This window comes from Paenibacillus vandeheii, from assembly GCF_030433635.1.
GTDB classification, from domain to species: domain Bacteria; phylum Bacillota; class Bacilli; order Paenibacillales; family Paenibacillaceae; genus Paenibacillus; species Paenibacillus vandeheii.
In genome coordinates, this window is the sequence record NZ_JAROCD010000012.1 from 116,828 (window position 1) to 136,483 (window position 19,656).

17 protein-coding genes are annotated in these 19,656 nt (G+C 45.9%); 13 read left to right on the forward strand and 4 right to left on the reverse strand.

Annotated features, from left to right (window positions below):
- The first annotated feature begins 138 nt into the window (after nt 1-138).
- From P5G61_RS23315 to odhB, 11 genes are all read left to right on the forward strand, one after another.
- Nucleotides 139-924, forward strand: a complete 786-nt coding sequence (locus P5G61_RS23315) for a DUF3891 family protein (protein WP_301248620.1) — start codon at nt 139-141, stop codon at nt 922-924.
- Between the two features lie 184 nt (nt 925-1,108).
- A complete protein-coding gene (locus P5G61_RS23320) occupies nt 1,109-1,618 on the forward strand; it encodes an 8-oxo-dGTP diphosphatase (protein WP_301248621.1) in 510 nt (169 codons plus the stop codon).
- A 28-nt stretch (nt 1,619-1,646) separates the two neighbouring features.
- A complete protein-coding gene (locus P5G61_RS23325; RefSeq protein ID WP_301248623.1) occupies nt 1,647-2,015 on the forward strand; it encodes a YybH family protein in 369 nt (122 codons plus the stop codon).
- A gap of 175 nt (nt 2,016-2,190) precedes the next feature.
- A complete protein-coding gene (locus tag P5G61_RS23330) occupies nt 2,191-2,613 on the forward strand; it encodes a GNAT family N-acetyltransferase (RefSeq protein ID WP_363325763.1) in 423 nt (140 codons plus the stop codon).
- A gap of 167 nt (nt 2,614-2,780) precedes the next feature.
- Nucleotides 2,781-3,299, forward strand: a complete 519-nt coding sequence (locus tag P5G61_RS23335; RefSeq protein ID WP_435874277.1) for a GNAT family N-acetyltransferase — start codon at nt 2,781-2,783, stop codon at nt 3,297-3,299.
- Nucleotides 3,296-3,658 (forward strand): cupin domain-containing protein, encoded by a 363-nt coding sequence (locus P5G61_RS23340; RefSeq protein WP_301248624.1) that lies wholly within the window; start codon nt 3,296-3,298, stop codon nt 3,656-3,658. Before P5G61_RS23335 ends, P5G61_RS23340 begins: the two co-directional genes overlap by 4 nt.
- 143 nt (nt 3,659-3,801) lie before the next feature.
- Nucleotides 3,802-4,245, forward strand: coding sequence for an NUDIX domain-containing protein (locus P5G61_RS23345; protein ID WP_301248625.1), 444 nt, complete (start codon nt 3,802-3,804; stop codon nt 4,243-4,245).
- Between the two features lie 341 nt (nt 4,246-4,586).
- The gene (locus P5G61_RS23350; RefSeq protein ID WP_301248626.1) at nt 4,587-5,861 is read left to right on the forward strand and encodes an S-layer homology domain-containing protein; all 1,275 of its coding nucleotides are present in this window, start codon (nt 4,587-4,589) and stop codon (nt 5,859-5,861) included.
- A gap of 26 nt (nt 5,862-5,887) precedes the next feature.
- Nucleotides 5,888-9,559 carry a DUF5704 domain-containing protein gene (locus tag P5G61_RS23355; RefSeq protein WP_301248627.1) on the forward strand — a complete coding sequence of 1,224 codons (3,672 nt, stop codon included), beginning with the start codon at nt 5,888-5,890 and terminating at the stop codon, nt 9,557-9,559.
- A 642-nt stretch (nt 9,560-10,201) separates the two neighbouring features.
- On the forward strand, nt 10,202-13,075 hold the full coding sequence (locus tag P5G61_RS23360; protein WP_024628292.1) for a 2-oxoglutarate dehydrogenase E1 component: 2,874 nt from the start codon (nt 10,202-10,204) through the stop codon (nt 13,073-13,075).
- A gap of 5 nt (nt 13,076-13,080) precedes the next feature.
- Nucleotides 13,081-14,355 carry a 2-oxoglutarate dehydrogenase complex dihydrolipoyllysine-residue succinyltransferase gene (gene odhB, locus P5G61_RS23365; protein ID WP_301248628.1) on the forward strand — a complete coding sequence of 425 codons (1,275 nt, stop codon included), beginning with the start codon at nt 13,081-13,083 and terminating at the stop codon, nt 14,353-14,355.
- Nucleotides 14,356-14,480: 125 nt separating this feature from the next.
- On the opposite strand, the gene P5G61_RS23370 is transcribed toward odhB, so the two are convergent.
- From P5G61_RS23370 to mnmL, 4 genes are all read right to left on the reverse strand, one after another.
- Entirely contained in the window at nt 14,481-15,458 is a 978-nt protein-coding gene (locus tag P5G61_RS23370) for an alpha/beta fold hydrolase (protein ID WP_301248629.1), read from the reverse strand.
- Between the two features lie 87 nt (nt 15,459-15,545).
- Complete coding sequence (locus P5G61_RS23375) at nt 15,546-16,523, reverse strand: type I phosphomannose isomerase catalytic subunit (RefSeq protein WP_301248630.1); 978 nt, start codon at nt 16,521-16,523, stop codon at nt 15,546-15,548.
- A gap of 185 nt (nt 16,524-16,708) precedes the next feature.
- Nucleotides 16,709-17,293: a tRNA 5-(aminomethyl)-2-thiouridylate-methyltransferase MnmM gene (gene mnmM / locus P5G61_RS23380; RefSeq protein ID WP_301248631.1), complete on the reverse strand. Its 585-nt coding sequence runs from the start codon at nt 17,291-17,293 to the stop codon at nt 16,709-16,711.
- A 1-nt stretch (nt 17,294) separates the two neighbouring features.
- Entirely contained in the window at nt 17,295-18,248 is a 954-nt protein-coding gene (mnmL, locus tag P5G61_RS23385) for a tRNA modification radical SAM protein MnmL/YtqA (RefSeq protein ID WP_024628297.1), read from the reverse strand.
- A 271-nt stretch (nt 18,249-18,519) separates the two neighbouring features.
- Here mnmL and P5G61_RS23390 point away from each other — a divergent pair, with 271 nt between their 5' ends.
- Nucleotides 18,520-18,708, forward strand: a complete 189-nt coding sequence (locus P5G61_RS23390; RefSeq protein WP_024628298.1) for a hypothetical protein — start codon at nt 18,520-18,522, stop codon at nt 18,706-18,708.
- Nucleotides 18,709-18,860: 152 nt separating this feature from the next.
- On the forward strand, nt 18,861-19,610 hold the full coding sequence (gene trmB, locus P5G61_RS23395; protein ID WP_285074815.1) for a tRNA (guanosine(46)-N7)-methyltransferase TrmB: 750 nt from the start codon (nt 18,861-18,863) through the stop codon (nt 19,608-19,610).
- The last annotated feature ends 46 nt before the right edge of the window (nt 19,611-19,656 follow it).

Genomic DNA, 19,656 nt, shown 5'->3' on the forward strand with positions numbered 1-19,656 from the left:
TTTCAGGGAACTGACAACACCTTTACATGGATGCTTCCTTTGTATATTCCCTGAAAGTTTAACGAAAAGCAACTTATAGGAAATTGTAAACCAAATTATGTTAAAGTCAACGTATACCATGCGGGAGGGTGACAGCAAATGATCGTATATGAGAGAGAGCATGATTTTGTTTTGACCGCACAGCATGAGCATGGACTAGTAGCCGGAGAAATGGCTTCCCATTGGAAAACGGAATTGTTAACGGATGAAGTGCATCGGGAAGATCTGATTCTTGCCGCAAGAGAGCATGATCGGGGATGGATTGAACTGGATTCGGCGCCATTCTGGAATGATTATAGTCAGATCCCATATTCGTTTCGTGATTTTCCGCTACGTCCGCGATTTGTATTTTATCGTAAAGGTATTGAAGAGGTACGTGAGAAAAACCTGTATGCCGGATTGCTGTGCAGCATGATGTATACAGAATTGTTTCAAAACAACCTGGGTGCTAACGCCCATGACGATGAAGACATCAGGGAGTATCTAAACGATGAACGGGAGCACCAGTTACGTTGGGAACAGCAGCTTGGTGGTGGTGAGGCGTTAAAACTCAGGCTGGAAAGTGATGTGGAAATCATGCTTTTTTGTGATCAACTCAGTCTGTTTCTCTGTATGGAGGAGCCCGGAACACCTGCTGCACGTTATGATTTTTTCGCCGAAGGACTCGGCTGTACCTTTGATGCCTGTTCAAGACAACCCATTCAGGCCGAGTGGCTGTCCAATGAGAAAGTAGGATTGTCTTTTGTGCCGTTCGATGAGGAATTTACGGTTACTATGCCTTACAAATCGGTGCCGAAAGCGAGTATCCGTAAATTCGGTCTGCTGCAGGCTTATCGCCGTGCCGAGTGGAAAGAGCGCCGGGTATTAATTACTGGCATGAGCTGAGTATCGCAAATCCGATAGCCGGTACAAAAAAACATCGCATATGTATAAAGATAAAGAGGCGGGCTTCGGAATTTTCCGGTGTCCGTCTTTCGTATGTGTTTATATCGAAGCAGGAAAATCTATCTTCATACCAGAATAAATTTCAAGGGGATTAGGTTTAGATAAGGCAAATGGGAGGATAAACATGAACACTCGAACTGAGATATTAACGATGTGTATGGTGTGGGACAAACAGAATGATCAGGTCCTGTTAATGAATCGACCGGATCGCAAAGGATTTCCTGGATATATTGCTCCTGGAGGAAAGGTCGATTTTCCGGAAAGTATTGTGGATGGTGCCATGCGGGAAGTTCAGGAGGAAACAGGAATTATAGTGAAAGAAATTACATATAAAGGTCTTGATGAATTCTGTGATCCGGAGCAAGGCTTGCGTTATATGGTATTCAACTATGTGGCCACTTCCTTTGAGGGGGAGCTACTGAGCGAGCCACCGGAAGGCGAACTGTTGTGGATACCTGTAGGGCAGGCGCTTGAATTGCCGATGCAGGATTGGTTTGCGGAACGTTTTCCGCGTTTTTTTCAAACAGGCACGTTTGAGCGGAGTGTGATCTGGGAGAAGTCAACCGGGCGCACACTGAAAGAAACATTTATGGTGTATAGCGATTCGGTTCTTGAACAGAGTGAAGTTAAATAAGTTAAAACATTTATTAGGAGGAAGAATCATGGGATACCAGCAAGCGCTGGAAGGATACATTGCGGCGACGAATACACATCAGTTTGATGAGGTAAACAAATGGTTATCACCGGATGCTGTCTATTGGTTTACGGGAACGTCTTGTACTACGCCTGGCGAAATTCGGGCTTATTTTGAGAATGCTTGGGAGACAGTCAAAGAAGAGGTTTACAGTGCAGAAGAGGTTACGTGGATTACAACTGGCGAAGAACAGGCGGTCTGTCTTTATAACTATCACTGGAAAGGAATTTACCAAGGGGAGCAGGCTTCTGGAAAAGGTCGGGCTACCAATGTATTTGTTGCAGGCATTAACGGAGAATGGAAATTAATCCACGAGCATTTAAGCACGGGTGAGTAACGTGAGGAAGTGAAATAGAACGCGTTGTGTTTTTATTACAGATGACTTGATTAAAGCAAAAAAATGTGGCTGTATTTGAATCTTGTCTCATATGTTATCAGCCAATTCTGTATATTTATATCCAGATATTATGATATAATGAAGTTTACTTTTTAAAAGGAGATGACTTGCTATTATGGAAATTACATTTCGTGAATCACTGAAAGGGATAGGTATCGACCAACTTAGCGGGAATTTTTTCGAAGGTTGGCCCAACCCTCCGTCTACGCCTACGTTTCTGAAGATGCTGGAACAATCCTATGCTGTTGAACTGGCTGTTGATGAAAATACCGGGAATGTGGTTGGCTTTATTCAAGCGATCTCAGACGGTGTTCTTAGCGCATATATTCCCTTGTTGGAAGTACTGCCGGAGTATCAGGGTAAGGGGATCGGAACGGATCTCATCAAGCGTATGTTCAATCGTCTGGGTGATCTCTATATGATTGATCTTTTGTGCGATAACGAACTTCAGGAGTTCTATGAGAAACAAGGTATGCAAAAAGCTTCTGGCATGATGATTCGTCATTATCACAATCAAGCTGGAGTAGTGAATAGCTAATAGATTTAGTGAACTAGATGGATGAAATAAAGTCTACAAATCGTTCCAAAGTAACCCAAGGTTACAAAAAGTGAAAAATATGAATATAGAACCAAACATTTATAGACGGAAGGTTGTTATATATTTGGTGATCTAGCCATACATAGGCTTCTGCAAACGGGACGTAAATGAATATGTACGATGAAAAGGTGGAGATTGGTGTGAAATTGTCGTTCCGGATTTTGGACTGGGAAGAAGAAAAACCTTATGGGCTTTTATTGATGGCAGATCCGTCCAAAGCCATAGTTGACGAATATCTGAGTCGCGGTGTTTGTTTTATCGCTGAATATGAAGGAGAAATGGTAGGAGAGTTTGTTTTGCTGAAGACGCGTCCAGAGACAGCAGAGATCGTTAATATTGCCGTACAGGAAGAATTACAGGGACAGGGCGTTGGCAAACACATGATCAAGGAAGCGATAGAGGCCGCCCGCAGGCTCGGTTGTCGAACGGTAGAAATTGGGACAGGCAACTCTAGCTTTCATCAGTTGAAGCTATATCAGCGTTGTGGGTTTCGCATTATAGGGGTCGATCGGGATTTCTTTGTGAAGCATTATGAAGAAGAGATTATAGAAGATGGCATTCGCTGCGTGGATATGATCCGTTTGGCGCTGGATCTGGAAACCGTTGCGGAGGAGAACAAGAAATGAAAATAGTTCGACTGAAATCAGAAGATTGTCGCAGCATCACCGCTTATGGCAGTAAGGGAGCGGAGATTACGCCGATACTCCGAAGCACATCAGCTTGTCACGTAGCCCAATTGAAACTGTCTGCAGGTGGAAGTGTGGGTTTGCATCCAGCGGTGGGTGAGCAGTTGTTTCTGGTGCTTGAAGGAGAAGGTTGGGTGGAAGGCGAGACGGGCGAACGGGTAGTAGTCCGATCGGGAGAGGCCGCGTACTGGACCAATGGAGAGAATCACCAATCTGGCTCGAACAAAGGACTAACCGCATTGTTGATTGAGGGTGAAGAACTGATTGTTCGGTTATCGCTAAAGGCGGAAGACTCTTAGATAGGGGCTGATGATTTGAGTGTCTGGGTCATTGTTATTATTATTGGGGCGATATTTGCTCCCTCGTTCTATCAGATGAATAAGCGCATTCGTAGATTGGAAGAGCAAGTTAGGCATCTCACAAACGAGAGGAAGAGTCTGTAGTGGATCAGTATACACATATGGGGGTATATGGTTTAGTCACTTGGGAGCAAAAAGTCCTGTTAGTTCATAAGGCGAGAGGAGCCTATATGGGGAAATGGGATTTACCTGGAGGAAGGTTGGAGTTTGGCGAGCAACCGGAGTTCGCCCTACATCGTGAGATCGAAGAGGAGACGGGCCTTTCCGATCTACAATTGGTGATTCATTCTGCGGAGTCGAATGTACTAGAGTGGATGTACGAAGGCAAGCCGGAAGAGCTTCACCATATCGGGATTCTGTACGATGTATATTTGACAAGCGAAAGTCGACCATCTGAGATCAAAAGGGAACCGGATGGCGAAGATTCACTGGGCGCACAATGGTTTACTTTGGAAGAGGTCGGAGCGTTATCGTTGACACCATTTGCAGAGAGTATGATTAAAAATTTTGATAGAAATTTATTTTGATTTGAATTTTAGGACTGGTCAAATGGAACAGAATCGTTTATTCTGTGATAGATAGATTACAAAATTTTCAATTGAATAGGACTGACACCTTAAAGCATAAGGCTATGAATCTGCGGATTCGTGGCCTTTTTTTGTGTTTTTACAGGTGAATTGGGTCTTAGGAAGGGGAGGTTGTATACCTTGTAGTGATGGGGATTGCTGAAAAATAATACCAAAAGCCTAGATTTGCATGGTAGAATATTGATGATTATGACAAATTTAGGTTTTGGTTTGAAAAGTAGTACGAGCGCTGAAGAAGCAGAAGTTTGCCCCATACTAAGGTACATAGGAGAGTGAGTAGATTGAAGAAACAGATGAGATTAGCTGATAGGAAATCAAAAAGAAATGTGTCGATCGTCGGTTTGTTGACGACGGCTTTGATGGCAGGAACGCTGCTGACTACTGGAACCGTGGGTCTGGTGTCTACTGTGGAGGCTGCTACAAGCACGAATGGAGCGGGCACGACGGCTCCTGCACTTACAAAGTTCAAAGATATCAAAGGGCACTGGGCGCAAGCTACCATTGTCAAAGCCTATGATAAAAAACTGATTTCCGGCTATCAGGATGGTACATTCCGCCCCAATGCCAAAATCACCCGTGGTGAGTATGCTACACTTCTCAGCCGTGCAACCAGTTTGGAAAAGGTACAAGGAGAGAATCCTTTTGCTGATCTCAAGGGACACTGGTCTGAATCAGCTGTGTCACAGTTGGTTGGTCAAGGCTTCATTGATGCTGGTGATTATCCAAAAGGATTCAATCCTAATGCCGAGCTGACGCGCTACGAGATGATGAAATGGATTGCGAACGGACTGATCAAATCGGGAACCAGTTTCCAGGATGCTTTTGACGACACTCGAGATACACTGCTACCTACCCCAGAAGTGAATCGAGGAACGATTCGTGCAGAGCAAATTCCTTATCTCGCACTTGTTCGCGGGACCGGTATTGTCGGTGGATTTGAGGACGGTTCTCTGAAGCCTGCTGATCCAACAACGCGAGCTGAAGTGTCTGCTATATTGCTGCGTTATATGGATGTGGAAGGTACGGATGCAGGGAAGTACAGTGATCTGAATGAGATGCGTGAGGTTGGCACAACGGGGACGAATTTAACGACGATTAGTAATTATAAGTATAGTTCTGGTTCTGCTAAGATTTCAGACTTATCTAAAGGCAATATTACCTTAACTAACAAATCTGGTGTAATGAAGATACATCGACTAATAGTTGTTGATACCACTAAGAGCATCCCTAAAGGTATTTATGCTTCATTATTATTGGAGAAAAATTATGTTCCTGGTTCGTATAAAACATTTTCTGATATTTCTTTCACTTCAAATTTAGAAGAATCCAATTTGTTAACATTTAACAAGGGATTTTCCGATTCTCTTATACAATTTAATCGTTTAGATTTGAAATTGGCAACAGAGAAGGGCTTTATAACGTTACCTATGAATTCTGGTGAACTCATTAAAAAAGGAGTTCAAACAAGATTCTGGATTACATCAACTTTAAGAAATAAATCTTGGTCCTACTTCTTGGAATCTGATACAGAAGGAGCGTTTAAAATCCAAAGGTAGACTGATTCAGGTGGTGAACAAAATGCATGAGCAAAATAGATAAACGTTTTTTTAGTCTCATTTTGGTAGCTGTGTTTGTTAATGAATTATTAGCTAATTTCCTTCTTCCCATTAACATCATTAACGCTGCGACAGATCAGTATGGGCCAAAATCAATGAAAAATCCTCAAAAAGTCACAGTCATAGCAACACCTACTATAGGAACACCAGGAGTGTACTGGTACCAGGTCGATGACGGGCGTTTCAAAGCAGAACATGCGGGGGGGCCAACTTATGCGAGAAACGCAGGGAGTTGTTCAAGTCCATATCCTGAAGCAAAAGAAGTACCTGATAATGTAGATTTTAGTCAATGGCCTGCAGAGAATTGGCCTGACTATAATGGGAACAGAGTAGATTCAGCAAACATTAAAAATATTCGAATACATGATGTGGATTATCAAGGCAGAGCAGATCAAAATTCCTATACTGGCGTTGATGACCCAACTCCACCGTTTCCTTCTACTATTGTTGCCATAAAGACTATCACTGGAGGTTATCATACTCCGACTGAAAAAAAACCATTTGCCAATGGTGGTGAGACAAATGCAGGCTGTCCCAAATACAATGTCGTTTATTACACTCCAATGGATATCATCTGGGAAGGCGATCTAGAAGAAGAAAAGGAAATTGACGTAACCCCAGATTCCACTCTAACGGTTGGACAAACCAAACAGATGGAAGCCAAAGTTAAGACGAAAAACTACGGTGCAACGAAATATAGTGAAGGCATCGACGTGAGTCGGCGTGAAGCTGAGACCACCTGGTGGTCATCCGATCCGAGTATTGTGAGCATTGAACCCAAAACAGGAATGGTTAAGGCTGAAAAGCCGGGTACTGCCTTTGTACGTGCAATCTGGAACAACGGTACATATCTCATCTCGGACACTGCTGACATTACAGTAACGTCCGAACCAGGACTCATTGTGAACCTGCCAAACGCCTGTAAAGCAGACACAGCTACACCGCTGCAAGCTAAAGCTATCCTGACCAAATCAGACCTTTCTGTTCATGAGCTTACCGCTCATTCCAAACTGACCTGGCAAAGCTCCAATCCGGCAGTAGCGACCATAGGTGCAGATGGGAAAATGACGATCAAGGGCATCGTCGGCAGCACCACTATCACCGCGCGATTTTTGGACCCTGCCCAGCAGTTGGATGAACAAGGTACGCAGGTGTTAGATGTAAAGGATTGCACAGGCAACGGAGGAGACGGGGGAACTGATCCAGGTAACGGGGGTGGTGTTGTGGGTTGCCCCGTGACCATCAGTCCACCTAGTAAAGGAGCGTTGATTGAATCGGCTGCCATGGACCCCTCCGTCCGGGGCGTGCTGAAGGCTGATGATCGGGGGTCTGAGAAGTTTGATGTCACCCGAGGCATCCCGACTTCTGAAGATCTCTATGCAAATGTCATGGCTAAAGGATACTTGTTCCAGCACCGTTGGGTGAACATGACGGGAACAGTGACTTATACGGTCAACGTAAAAAAGAAGTATCACAAAACATGGACGATTCCAGGCAGAGCCTCGACAGGACCGAATGATCCAGGCACTCCTCCACAACCTAAGGAACTAGACGTTCCTGGGGACAAACCAATGCAGGTCATCCGACAATATAGTTATTGGCAGATTGATAATTTGGAAGTCTTTCAGTTAAATCAAGCTACGATATCCAATTATGCACTTGGTGGCTACGGTGGTACAGTTACCCTGACTCCAAACGGATATACACCGCCGACCTTACAATCGGCTAATGATGATGCCATTACCGCACATGTGAAACCTGCACCTTGCAAGGAAATCGATCTTGGCACTGAAACTGTTCCAGGCGGTTCCACTGAACCGGCTACACCAGTCGAAACATCATTGTTCCAATCCAAAGCGGAGGCTGAGGTCAAAGAGAACACTGTAAATAATGACAAGGTCGTGTTTAACGGTGCCACTGTGATGGATTCTGCTCCGATGGATAAGACTGCTCCCCGACCTGGGACAATCCCTCAACCTGGCATGATCGGTGACAACGTGCTGTACCAAAATCGTTTAACTATTCAGAATACACTGGTCAACAAGGCGAACCAACCAACAACGGGCGAGATCGCATATGGCTTGATTCCTGGCAACATTAAAGGCGGGCAGGATCAGAAGTTTTCTATTCAAGGGATCAATTCTGTCACGGTGCATACACCTGTCGTTAACTACGCATGGGTGTCTGATGATCAGCCACATAACCAGAAAACGGTGCCTGATCTGACCAGTTCAGCGCTCATTTTGGAACGACCGTTTATTGTACGCATCCCGACTTCAGGCCAGCATCTGGACGTAAGCAGTTACCCGGGTTATGGCAATAGGGACTATGCGAAGTATTTTCGCATCAAGCAGATTCGTTTCCCATTCGACGTCTATAACGCCGATAGAAGTCAGTTCATTCCAGCCAAGACCTGGGTGGACATTCCAGTCAATCAGCTGGATACCGTTTTCTATCTTCCCGTATGGGTGGATGAAGGACATTACCGAATTGAATTTCGAAATATTGCAGAAAATGCTCCTTCGACATTCACGGAACAGCAGGATGCCAATACGAATCTGACTCATCATGTTGCGGTAGATACGGTTCCGGTAGAGGTTATTGGGCGATTGTATGATTTTCACGTTACGGATATCGCCGATTTTAATTGGGAGAACGTTTTCCGTAAACAGCTAGGGAGTTCGGAGCCGACAGGGTCAAGCTACTGGACAGGGCTTAACAGTATTGATGGTGATCCGAGAGGTAATCTGGCACCGTTTGTGTTACCTGTTCGACCAGGCAGTCATCCTGTGCAGGGTTTCAGTAATGTAGCCGTGAAAACAGGTTACCATGTCAAATTCGACCTGAAAACAAAGGGCAATATGTTTGGCAAACAGGATGGTGTTCGGATTACACCAACGTTCTACTTTGTGAGCAAAGATGGCTCTTCCAGACAAGAAGTCGATTTATACTATCACCGCGGTCAAGAACGGCTTATCCGGATAGGATCGGCACAGGATCTGGAGAAACGGTTTGTTGTCCTGAACTCAAGGTTGCGTAATGTACCCGGTACGGAATTGGGTGATACGGCCCGTTATCAGTATACTTATGAACTGACCGCAGATGAGCGCAACCAGAGTTCGCTCGCTGACTATATGGTTCGGCTTGTAGATCAAACCTCTCACCAGAAGACGTGGGTAGGCCGCTATGATTGGATGATTCTGCCCGCCTCCATTCGTACACTGATTGGACCAAAGGAGGACATTCCTTCCGGTGTTAGTGTGGACCGAGCGAATGCGTCTATCCAGCGTTGGTACGGGGAATACAGCCTGCCTGCAGATGTTTACGCCGTGCCAAAGGGAACCAATCTCGAATCGCTCGCCAGACAAAATCAACTGGATGAAAAGGCTTCTGTATTTCTGAAGGACGGATATATCGTGGTCAACTTCAATATCGAGACACTTCGGGATGGAAATACAGAAGCTCCACACCTGCAATATATTTATGCACCACTAATGAATCAGTGGCAGATGGAAGGTTTCAACAATAGTCCTGTAGACAGTCAGGGCAGAACTTGGCCTCTGATGGATGGCGATGTGGTCTTTTACCACGCCGATCAGTCCAGCCGGAACGATTTTCAGTCTCAGGTGCCACATTAAACGACTGACATCAGTGCTGGTTGGAACATTCAACAGATCTAAAGTTTGTCCGCGTAAAAACAATAAATCAAAAAAAGAAGCCGCCCGGATGCTTTTACGCATTACAGGCGGCTTTTGGCTTATAACAATGAATTGCAATAAATGCCCAATTTTTTGTTGAATACCAAACCAATTGGTTAATATTTAACTTGACGGTTTGTTTTTGAACATTATGGACCACAATTCTATATAAAGGAGGATCCGAGGGTACATTTGTGGGTCGGAAATGTTCTAATTATTCGATTCATCTAATTTATGCATCAATTGAACTAAAAATAGGAAATGCTCCTGAGCGCAAAAGTTTATAGAATAGATATTAGAACACGGACTTCAATTCATAAAGTTGAGGAAGGTGTAACCCTCGAACGGATCAGGACAGTATTCGACATCTGTGCGACGGTATATATAATCATCAGTTTACTATGATTTTGAAAACGCAGACAAACCTTGACGGGAGCGTCGGAACAACGTTACTACCACCAACAGCACGATTATTGGACTTCATGAAAAATTTAGCTTAAAATGTTGAACGAACGCAAATTACGGCTTAGTCAATGATTTCCGTCAAAAACTTATGACTAAATCAAGACGGAGGGAACGTCGATGACGATCGAGGAAGGCAACAAGAAACCCTGGGAAAGTTATTATGGTCCGAATATGGGATACGTACAGGAACAATATGAATTATACTCCCAAGACCCGGGTGCAGTTACACCGGCTTATCGGGAATTATTTGAACAATGGGGTGCGCCGCCGATGTCTGGCAGGGATGCACATACAGCCTCGTATTCTGGCAACGCCCAAAAGGCTTCCGGAAGCGTGGATATTAAATTATTACAGAAAGCGGTTACAGCTGGGAAGCTGGTAATGAATATTCGTACGTATGGTCACCTTGCGGCCGATATTGATCCACTTGGGATCAGTGAAGATTCAGATACGTCCCTGCTTGAACCGAAGCATTTTGAATTAAATGAAGAAGATTTGAAAGCTCTGCCCGCTTCCCTGATCTGGGAAGGTGCAGATGGACAGACAGTGACAGGATTGGATGCCATCCAGCGCCTGCGGCAAATATATACGGGTCCTATCGCTTATGAATTTAGCCATGTGCATGAAGTTCATGAGCGGGAGTGGCTAAACCGACGTGCAGAATCTCGTACTTCGCCGGCACCGCTTAATCCAGAGGAGCGCAAGGCTTTGCTGGAACGTTTGGTTGAAGTAGAGCAATTTGAAGATTTCCTTCACAAAACATTTGTTGGGCAAAAACGTTTCTCCATTGAAGGTAACGATGTGCTAGTTCCAATGCTGGATGAAGCAGTTCGAATTATGGCACACGCAGGTTCAAGCCATATTCTGATGGGGATGGCTCACCGTGGTCGATTGAACGTACTTGCTCATGTACTGGGCAAGCCGTATAGCAAAATTTTCTCTGAATTCCATCATTCTCCGAACAAGGATTTGGTTCCTTCCGAAGGGTCAACAGGAATCAATTACGGTTGGACGGGGGATGTCAAATATCATCTGGGTGCCAATCGTTATGTTAAAGACGGTGAAACAGTACAAGCGCGCCTTACCCTTGCCAATAACCCAAGTCACTTGGAATATGTAAACCCGGTTGTACAGGGCTTTGCACGTGCAGCACAGGATGACCGCCGTGATCCGGGATATCCGAAGCAGGATGTAACCAAAGCGGCAACCATTCTGATGCATGGTGATGCGGCTTTCCCTGGGGAAGGAATTGTAGCAGAAACACTCAATTTCAAAGCATTGCCTGGTTACCAAAATGGCGGAACGATTCATATTATCGTGAACAACCGTCTTGGATTCACAACAGATAGCGGCGATTCACGCTCAACGTACTATGCGAGTGACCTTGCCAAAGGATACGAGATCCCCATTGTGCATGTCAATGCAGACAATCCGGATGCATGTATCGCAGCTATTCGTATGGCAGCAGAGTACCGTAACCTGTTCAAAAAGGACTTCCTGATTGACCTGATCGGTTACCGTCGTTATGGTCATAACGAAACGGATGATCCGGAAACAACACAGCCGACAGTGTATGACAAAGTGAAAGCTCATCCAACGGTTAGCCACTTGTACCAAGATCATCTGAAAGAGGAATCTGTAATCGATGATGCTTCTATCAACAGCATTCGTGAGGCTGTGACGAACCGCTTAAAAGAAGCTTACGAGCAGATGAAGAATAATGAAGTGCATGAATATTACCAACGTCAAATTAGCGAGCCAGAAGCAGTTTCGGTTATTCCAACTGCGGTACCATTGGAAAATCTGCGGGCAATTAACGCAGACTTGCTGAAATGGCCAGAGAATTTTAATGTGTATCCGAAGTTGCAGCGCATTTTGCAGCGCAGAAGCACATCTCTGAACGAAGGTGAGAAAGTAGACTGGAGTCTTGCAGAGACGCTTGCGTTCGCTACTATTCTTGCGGATGGCAAACCGATCCGGATCAGTGGACAGGATGCAGAACGTGCAACGTTTGCCCATCGGAATCTGGTGTTGCATGATTCCGAGAACGGAGCAAAATTCTGCCCACTGCATAATCTACCGCAGGCAAGAGCATCCTTTGCGATTTACAACAGTCCGTTGTCTGAGGAGTCTGTAGTTGGATTCGAATACGGATATAACGTATATTCACCAGATACGCTCGTAATTTGGGAAGCTCAATTCGGGGATTTTGCCAACTGTGCACAGGTTATTTTTGACCAGTTCGTATCTGCAGGCCGTGCCAAATGGTCTCAGAAATCCAGTCTGGTCATGTTGCTGCCGCACGCGAACGAAGGTCAGGGACCTGAGCATACAAGTGCTCGCCTGGAGCGTTTCCTGCAGCTTTGTGCAGAAGACAATATGACGGTTGCGAACTTGTCAAGCGCATCGCAGTATTTCCATCTGCTGCGTCGTCAGGCTTCCTTGACCGAAACGGAGGATGCCCGCCCGCTGGTTATGATGTCGCCGAAAAGTCTCATTCGTAATCCACGTGTTGCTTCACCTGCAACAGAATTCAGCGAGGGCAAGTTTGAGCCGGTGCTGGAGCAAGCAGGATTGGGCACGAAGCCGGATCGCGTAGAGCGCATTATTTTGTGCAGTGGTAAAATCGCTATCGATCTGGAAGATGCTTTTGAGAAAGATAAAGCGGATTGGTCTTGGCTTCACATTATTCGTGTTGAACAGCTGTATCCGTTCCCGGCGGAAGAAATCAAGCGTGTACTCGCACGTTTCAGCAAGTTGAAAGAGCTGGTGTGGGTACAGGAAGAAAACAAAAACATGGGTGCCTGGACATACATGGAGCCTCGTCTTCGTGAAATCGCGCCAGAAGGCACAACCGTTAAATACGAAGGTCGCCCGGAACATGCGAGTCCTTCCAGCGGTTATCAGCTTGTGCATGGCATGGAACAGCAACAGATCATTACATCCGCGTTGAAGCAAACGACGAAGAATAATATTCCACTGGGGAGGTAACAGCTGTGAGTGAAATTAAAGTACCTGCAATGGGCGAGTCGATAACCGAAGGAACCGTATCCAGATGGCTGGTCAAAGAAGGCGAAACTGTTAATCAGGGTGATGTTCTTCTGGAGCTGGAAACGGATAAAGTAAATATTGAGATTAGTGCTGAAGAGAGCGGTGTGCTTGAGAAAATTATTCGTCAGGAAGGCGAGACTGTAGAGATCGGTGAAACGATCGGAACACTCTCGGCAGGAGCAGGAGCAGGAAGCGGCGCGTCCGCTTCCCAACCGGCAGCATCTGAGCAGAAACAAGCGACCCCTGCACCGGAAGCTCCAACTCCGCCACCAGCACCCGCTGCTGCGGCACCGGAATCTTCAGATAACAGCTCGAAGACAGCTTCACCGTCTGCACGCAAACTTGCACGTGAGCGTGGCATTGAGCTGGATCAGGTACAGAGCAAGGATCCAATTGGCCGGGTTTATCAGGATGATGTGAAAACTCACAGCACTCAGGCTGCCGCACCTTCAGCGCCTCCTGCCAAAGCGCCTGCGGCAGCACCTAGTGCTCCTGCAGCTGGAGGTTCCACATTTACCAAACCAGTGGAACGTCAACGCATGTCTCGCCGCCGTGCTACCATTGCGAAACGTCTGGTAGAAGCGCAACAGACTGCAGCGATGTTGACTACTTTTAATGAAGTGGATATGACGGCCATCATGGATGTTCGTAAACGCCGTAAGGACAAGTTCAAAGAGAAACATGAAATCAATCTCGGCTTCATGTCCTTCTTCACCAAAGCGGTTGTAGGCGCATTGAAAAAGTTCCCAACCATTAATGCGGAAATTGATGGCGAAGATGTTGTGCTTAAAAAGTACTATGATATCGGTATTGCGGTATCTGCCAAAGAAGGCCTTGTCGTACCGGTTGTACGTGATGCAGATCGTCTTGGCTTCGCTGAGATCGAGAAAAGCATCGCTGACCTGGCGTCCAAAGCTCGTTCCAACACGCTGGCGTTGTCTGATCTGCAAGGTGGAACCTTCACCATTACCAATGGCGGAACGTTTGGCTCCCTGTTGTCCACACCAATTTTGAATACACCTCAAGTGGGTATTCTGGGTATGCACAAAATTCAGCTTCGTCCAGTAGCGATTGATGCAGAGCGGATGGAGAACCGTCCGATGATGTATATCGCCCTGTCTTATGATCACCGTATTATCGATGGTAGCGAAGCCGTACGTTTCCTCGTGACGGTGAAAGAATTGCTTGAAGATCCAGAGTCTTTGCTGATCGAAGGGTAATCCATTAACACTCCAAGCATACTTGCCATTTTCATATATCTAACAGAAAAGCCCCTGAACGCGGAGCACAGTGTACGCTGTGCGCCCGTTCAGGGGCTTTTGTCATTGTAAAAAATCGCATCATATTAGATGGAATCGGCGTTCTCGGCATTTGTTGTAGAATGATGGGGACTCTGTTCAGGCATATGTCTTTCAAGCCACTCCACGACATGCCCTGCTACTTCAGTCCGATTCGTCTCGTGCAGCATTTCGTGGCGTCCACCTGGATAAAGGCGGTATTCGACATCTTCGAGCTGAAGCTCCCGATATTGGGAGACCAGGTTAAGCACTCCTTTGCCATGAAGTCCAACTGGATCTTGTTCGCCCGAGAAGAGGTATACAGATTTATCCTTGGGAATACGCTTCATGTTGCTTGGCAAGTGAATGTCCAGCAGCAGTTTGAAAAAGTCACGGAAAAACCCTGCGGAGCAGACGGCTCCACACAAAGGGTCATCGATGAATCGCTTGACCTCTTCAGAGTCCCGAGACAGCCAATCAAACGGTGTTGTTGCCGGACGGAAAGAGCGGTTAAAACCACCAAATACGAGCGCGTTGAGCAGCATACTTGGATGACTAGCCCCTTGAACGCCACATTGCAAGAGGGCCAATTTCTCTCCAATCCGAAGCAGACCACGTTTGCCATTGGTACCGGACAAAATAAATGCATGGTAACGCTCGTGGCCAGCATACATGAGATGCTGTACCAAAAACGACCCCATGCTATGCCCCATCAGAAAGAGGGGCACATCAGGGTTTTCTTTGGCGGCAACTTCTCCCAGATTCATCATGTCACTCGCCATCCAGCGGAAAGCATCGCTGCCGGCATTACCCAATAAATTCGAGTTTTCTACCGTTTTGCCATGTCCACGATGATCATTCGCGTACACAGCGTAGCCGTGAGAGGTGAGTTGTTGGGCAAATTCTGCATATCGGGCAGCGGTTTCGCTCATGCCATGTGCAATCTGGACCACACCTTTAACGTTGCACTCCGAATCGGGAAGCCAGCGGTACACATGAATACGGGTACCTTCATCGCCAACCAGGCTAAAGGCAGATTCCTGCATCTCGTGTAAAACCTCCTTCACAGGTTACATTAAAGCCAATTCAGTTCAAGGAAGTAACCTTGAATAGAAGATATTTAATTATTTGGATTAAGGCAAATAAGAGCGAAGAACAGTGGTGTTGCCATCCAGCGTATAGGATCCCAGGTTGGCAGGTAGTAAGTAGCATTGTCCTGCTTTCAGTTCAATCTTATCCGATTCTGCGTTGTCCCACTCGAGCGTTCCACTACCTTCACAGACCACAAGAATAGTGAAGCTTTCCGCACTTGTAGAGAGCTCCCAACGTTCTGTGACAATCCCTTTTTCCACTACAAAATAAGGGCAGTCCGCAAGTTTCAGCCACTCACCTGGAGTTGCATTGTTGGTTTTCATCGTTGTGGCACCAGCGCCCTCATAAGCTGTTACATTCAGTGAATCTTCAACATGCAGCTCACGTGGTTTGCCATCCAGACCCGGACGATTGTAATCGTAAATCCGGTAGGTTGTATCCGAGTTTTGCTGGATTTCAGCAACAACGACACCTGCACAGAGAGCATGTACCGTTCCGGCAGGGATAAAGAATGTATCTCCAGCTTCAACAGGAACTTGACGAAGGGTATCCATCACTGTACCGTTCTCCAGCGCTTCCTTCAGGACTGAACGATCAACGCCCTCATTCAAGCCATAAATGATGTGTGCTCCCGGTTTGGCGTCCAACACATACCACATCTCCGTTTTGCCAAGCTCGCCGGGAGGCAGAGCCTCGTAATCATCTGTTGGATGAACTTGTACAGACAGATCGTCGTTGCAGTCAAGCAGTTTGATCAGAAGGGGGAAACGTCCGCCCTTTTCCGATACACCTTTGGTTCCAAGCCATGCTGTGCCCAGTTGTTCACGAACTTCATCGAGACCTTTTCCGGCAAGTGCTCCATTTAATACTTTGGTTGTACCATTGGGATGATCCGCAATCATCCAGCCTTCTCCAATATGTCCTTCAGGCGGCGTCAGGCCGAATTGCTCCAGCGCACGGCCTCCCCATACACGTTCTTTGAACTCTGGTTGAAATTGCAGTGGGTATGGCGTAGACATTCCTAATCTCTCCTCTAGTATATGAAATGGTGGATCGCTTTAATCAATCATGACCGCGTAGCTGGCATGAATGTAACAGTGAATACGGTTGCACGTCTTTATGTAGAACACAAATCGCATAAATCCATCCAAGATTACTTTGTTGCGATTGTGTCTAGTTTATTGTATTTGTGGAGTAAAGGAAATTATTTTTTCTCGATGCCAATCAAAAAAGGGGAAGCCTTACGCTGCAATTGGCGATAGATCACTACCTGTGCCTGCTCTACAGGCAGAGCAGAGGACCATTCCATTACCGCATCTGCTTCCTCTGATCCTCCATCATGACCTGGATACAGCACAACGGTAATAATGCCGCGCGGCCGGAGCAATTCCAGGGCAGACTGGAGTGCGGCAATGGTACTGTCTGTTTTCGTGATAATGGTGGAGTCCGCACCTTCCGAAGGCAGGTACCCCAAGTTGAACATGACAGCACCGACATTACCCTGCCATGTAACAGGAACGGCTTCAGCCATTCGATCATGGCTTAGTTGAAGCAGGGAGATAGAGCCTAGTTGAGTACTGTCTTCTTGTTTGCGAATACGGGCTTGTGCCAGGGTAAGTGCCTCGCTCTGAATATCGAAACCAATGACTTGACCACGTTTACCCACTTGTTGTGCCAGAAACAGAGTATCCGCCCCTGTGCCTACCGTTGCATCAATGGCTAAATCTCCAGGCTGTAGACGGGAAGAAATCCACTGATGAGCACAGCTTAAAACCGAAAGAAAGCCCATCTTACGCCCCCCTCCAGTATTTTCCTTGCCATGAATCCCGCTCACGCAGCTCACGATCAATGGAATTCAACACTTCCCATTTGTTCATGGACCACATTGGTCCAATCAGCAAATCCCGCGGGGCATCCCCTGTAAGGCGGTGTACAATCATTTCAGGTGGCAGCATCTCCAGCGTATCGACGATCAGTTTAATATACTCGTCCTGCTCCAGGAAACGAAGAAGCCCGGCTTCATACTGCTTCACCATTGGCGTTTTGCGCATCAGATGAAGCAGATGGATTTTAATCCCCTGCACATCCATATTGGCAACAGCCCGTCCGGTATCCAGCATCATTTCATGGGTTTCCTGCGGCAGTCCATAGATGATATGTGTACACACCCGAATATTCCGTTTGCGCAGCTTCGCAACGGCTTCCTCATAACATTGAGTATCATGCGCACGGTTAATTAGGGTTGACGTGGACTCGTGAATCGTTTGCAGCCCCATCTCAACCCATAGGTAAGTGCGTTCATTCAATTCAGCCAAGTAATCAACGACGTCATCTGGTAAACAGTCAGGGCGAGTGGCTATGGATAGACCGACGACACCGGGTTGTTTCAAAATTTCTTCAAAGTATTCACGCAGTTCCTCAACAGGAGCATATGTGTTGGTATAGGCTTGAAAATAGCCAATGTAATGGGCTGTAGGCCATTTCAGATGCTGTTTATCCCGAATGGTATTAAATTGGGTGACCAAATCATCTCGTCTGCTACCGGCGAAATCACCCGATCCACGAGCGCTGCAAAATGTACAACCACCTTTGGCGATGGAACCATCACGATTCGGGCAGGTGAAACCGGCATCCAGCATCACTTTGAAAACCTTATTGTTAAACTCGTCTCTCATTTCGTAATTCCACGTATGGAATCGTTTATCTCCCCATAGAAGAGGAGGCTGTAGTGAAGGTGCATTCATCTTCAGGGTACTCCTTTGACTTACCTAATGACTTGCTTATTATATACCTAATTCGACTCTTTTTGAACCTTTACCATTGTATCAAAAAACTCAAAAAAAGGGGAATCTAGTCGCAAAAATAGGCCGTAGAAACGTGGTTTTATCCTTGCTATAGTTTACACATTATGTTATATTTAAACCAACGTCAGACACCATCTAATGGGTACTATTCATCATAGCATTTGAATCAATGTTGACGTCATGGACCATACTATACCGTGAGGTGATATGAATGAATTCCCAAGTCAAAAATAATGTTTCTGTAGAACTGACGGCAGAAGAAGCTCTGGCTTTGACAGGTGTTCGTTTCAATGGCAATCCGAAAGTGAAAGCGGCTGCAAGACAAAAAGTTCGCGATGCTTTCGAAAAGACATTTGATTTTTCACACCAAGATAAGGTAGACTATGAACTATTAAAGTAGTTGGACCCCAATTCCAAATAAATCGAAGAGGGAATCTTTGAGATTTGCCCCAAAGTGGCAGATCCGAAGATTCCTTTTTCATTGCTCTTTACAATTCGCCGGTTCTTCGGCAAAATGATTCTGAGACAAGTATGGATAAACGGAGGAATAAGATGCGTTTACGTGGCAGAAAAGGGATTCGTGAAAATCTGGAGCAACAAGTCGATCTCGTTGTTCTTGATCCCAAACAGTACAAAGGAAAATGGTCTGAACTGTTTGGTAATGACCATCCGATTTTTGTGGAATTTGGTATGGGTAAAGGTCAATTTATCAGCCAAATGAGTTATAAATATCCGGAATATAATTTTATCGGTATTGATATGTATGATGAACTGGTGCGTCGTGCCAGCGAGAAGGCTCGGAAAGCATGGAGTCAGGAGGAAGTGGAGACACCTCCCAACCTGAAGCTCGCTCTGGCCAATATCGAACAGATCGAGGAAGTATTCGAAGAGGCGGAATTGGAACGGATTTATCTGAACTTCAGCGATCCTTGGCCAAAAGCCAAGCATGCACGTCGCCGTTTGACACATCCGCGCTTCCTCAAGAAATACACAGAGCTGCTTAACACAAAAGGACAAATCCATTTCAAAACAGATTCGGAGACATTGTTTGATTTCTCTCTCAATGCGATTGCTGATTTTGGTTTGCAAATGACCAATTTGTCCCTGAATCTGCACCGCGATGGATTGAATGAAGAGCATGTCATGACAGAGTATGAGCAGAAATTCATGGGCAAAGGCATGAACATTCACCGGGTTGAAGTCATCGTTGGTGAAGAGGCATTGCGCGAGTATCAACAAATCCGCTTGGACAAGTATAAAGTTCGGGAAGCTACGGACGAGTCTGGCGAAGATCAAGAGTAATATATTATAAAAAAGCGTGATATGGATCTGGCTACCAGACTCTCAT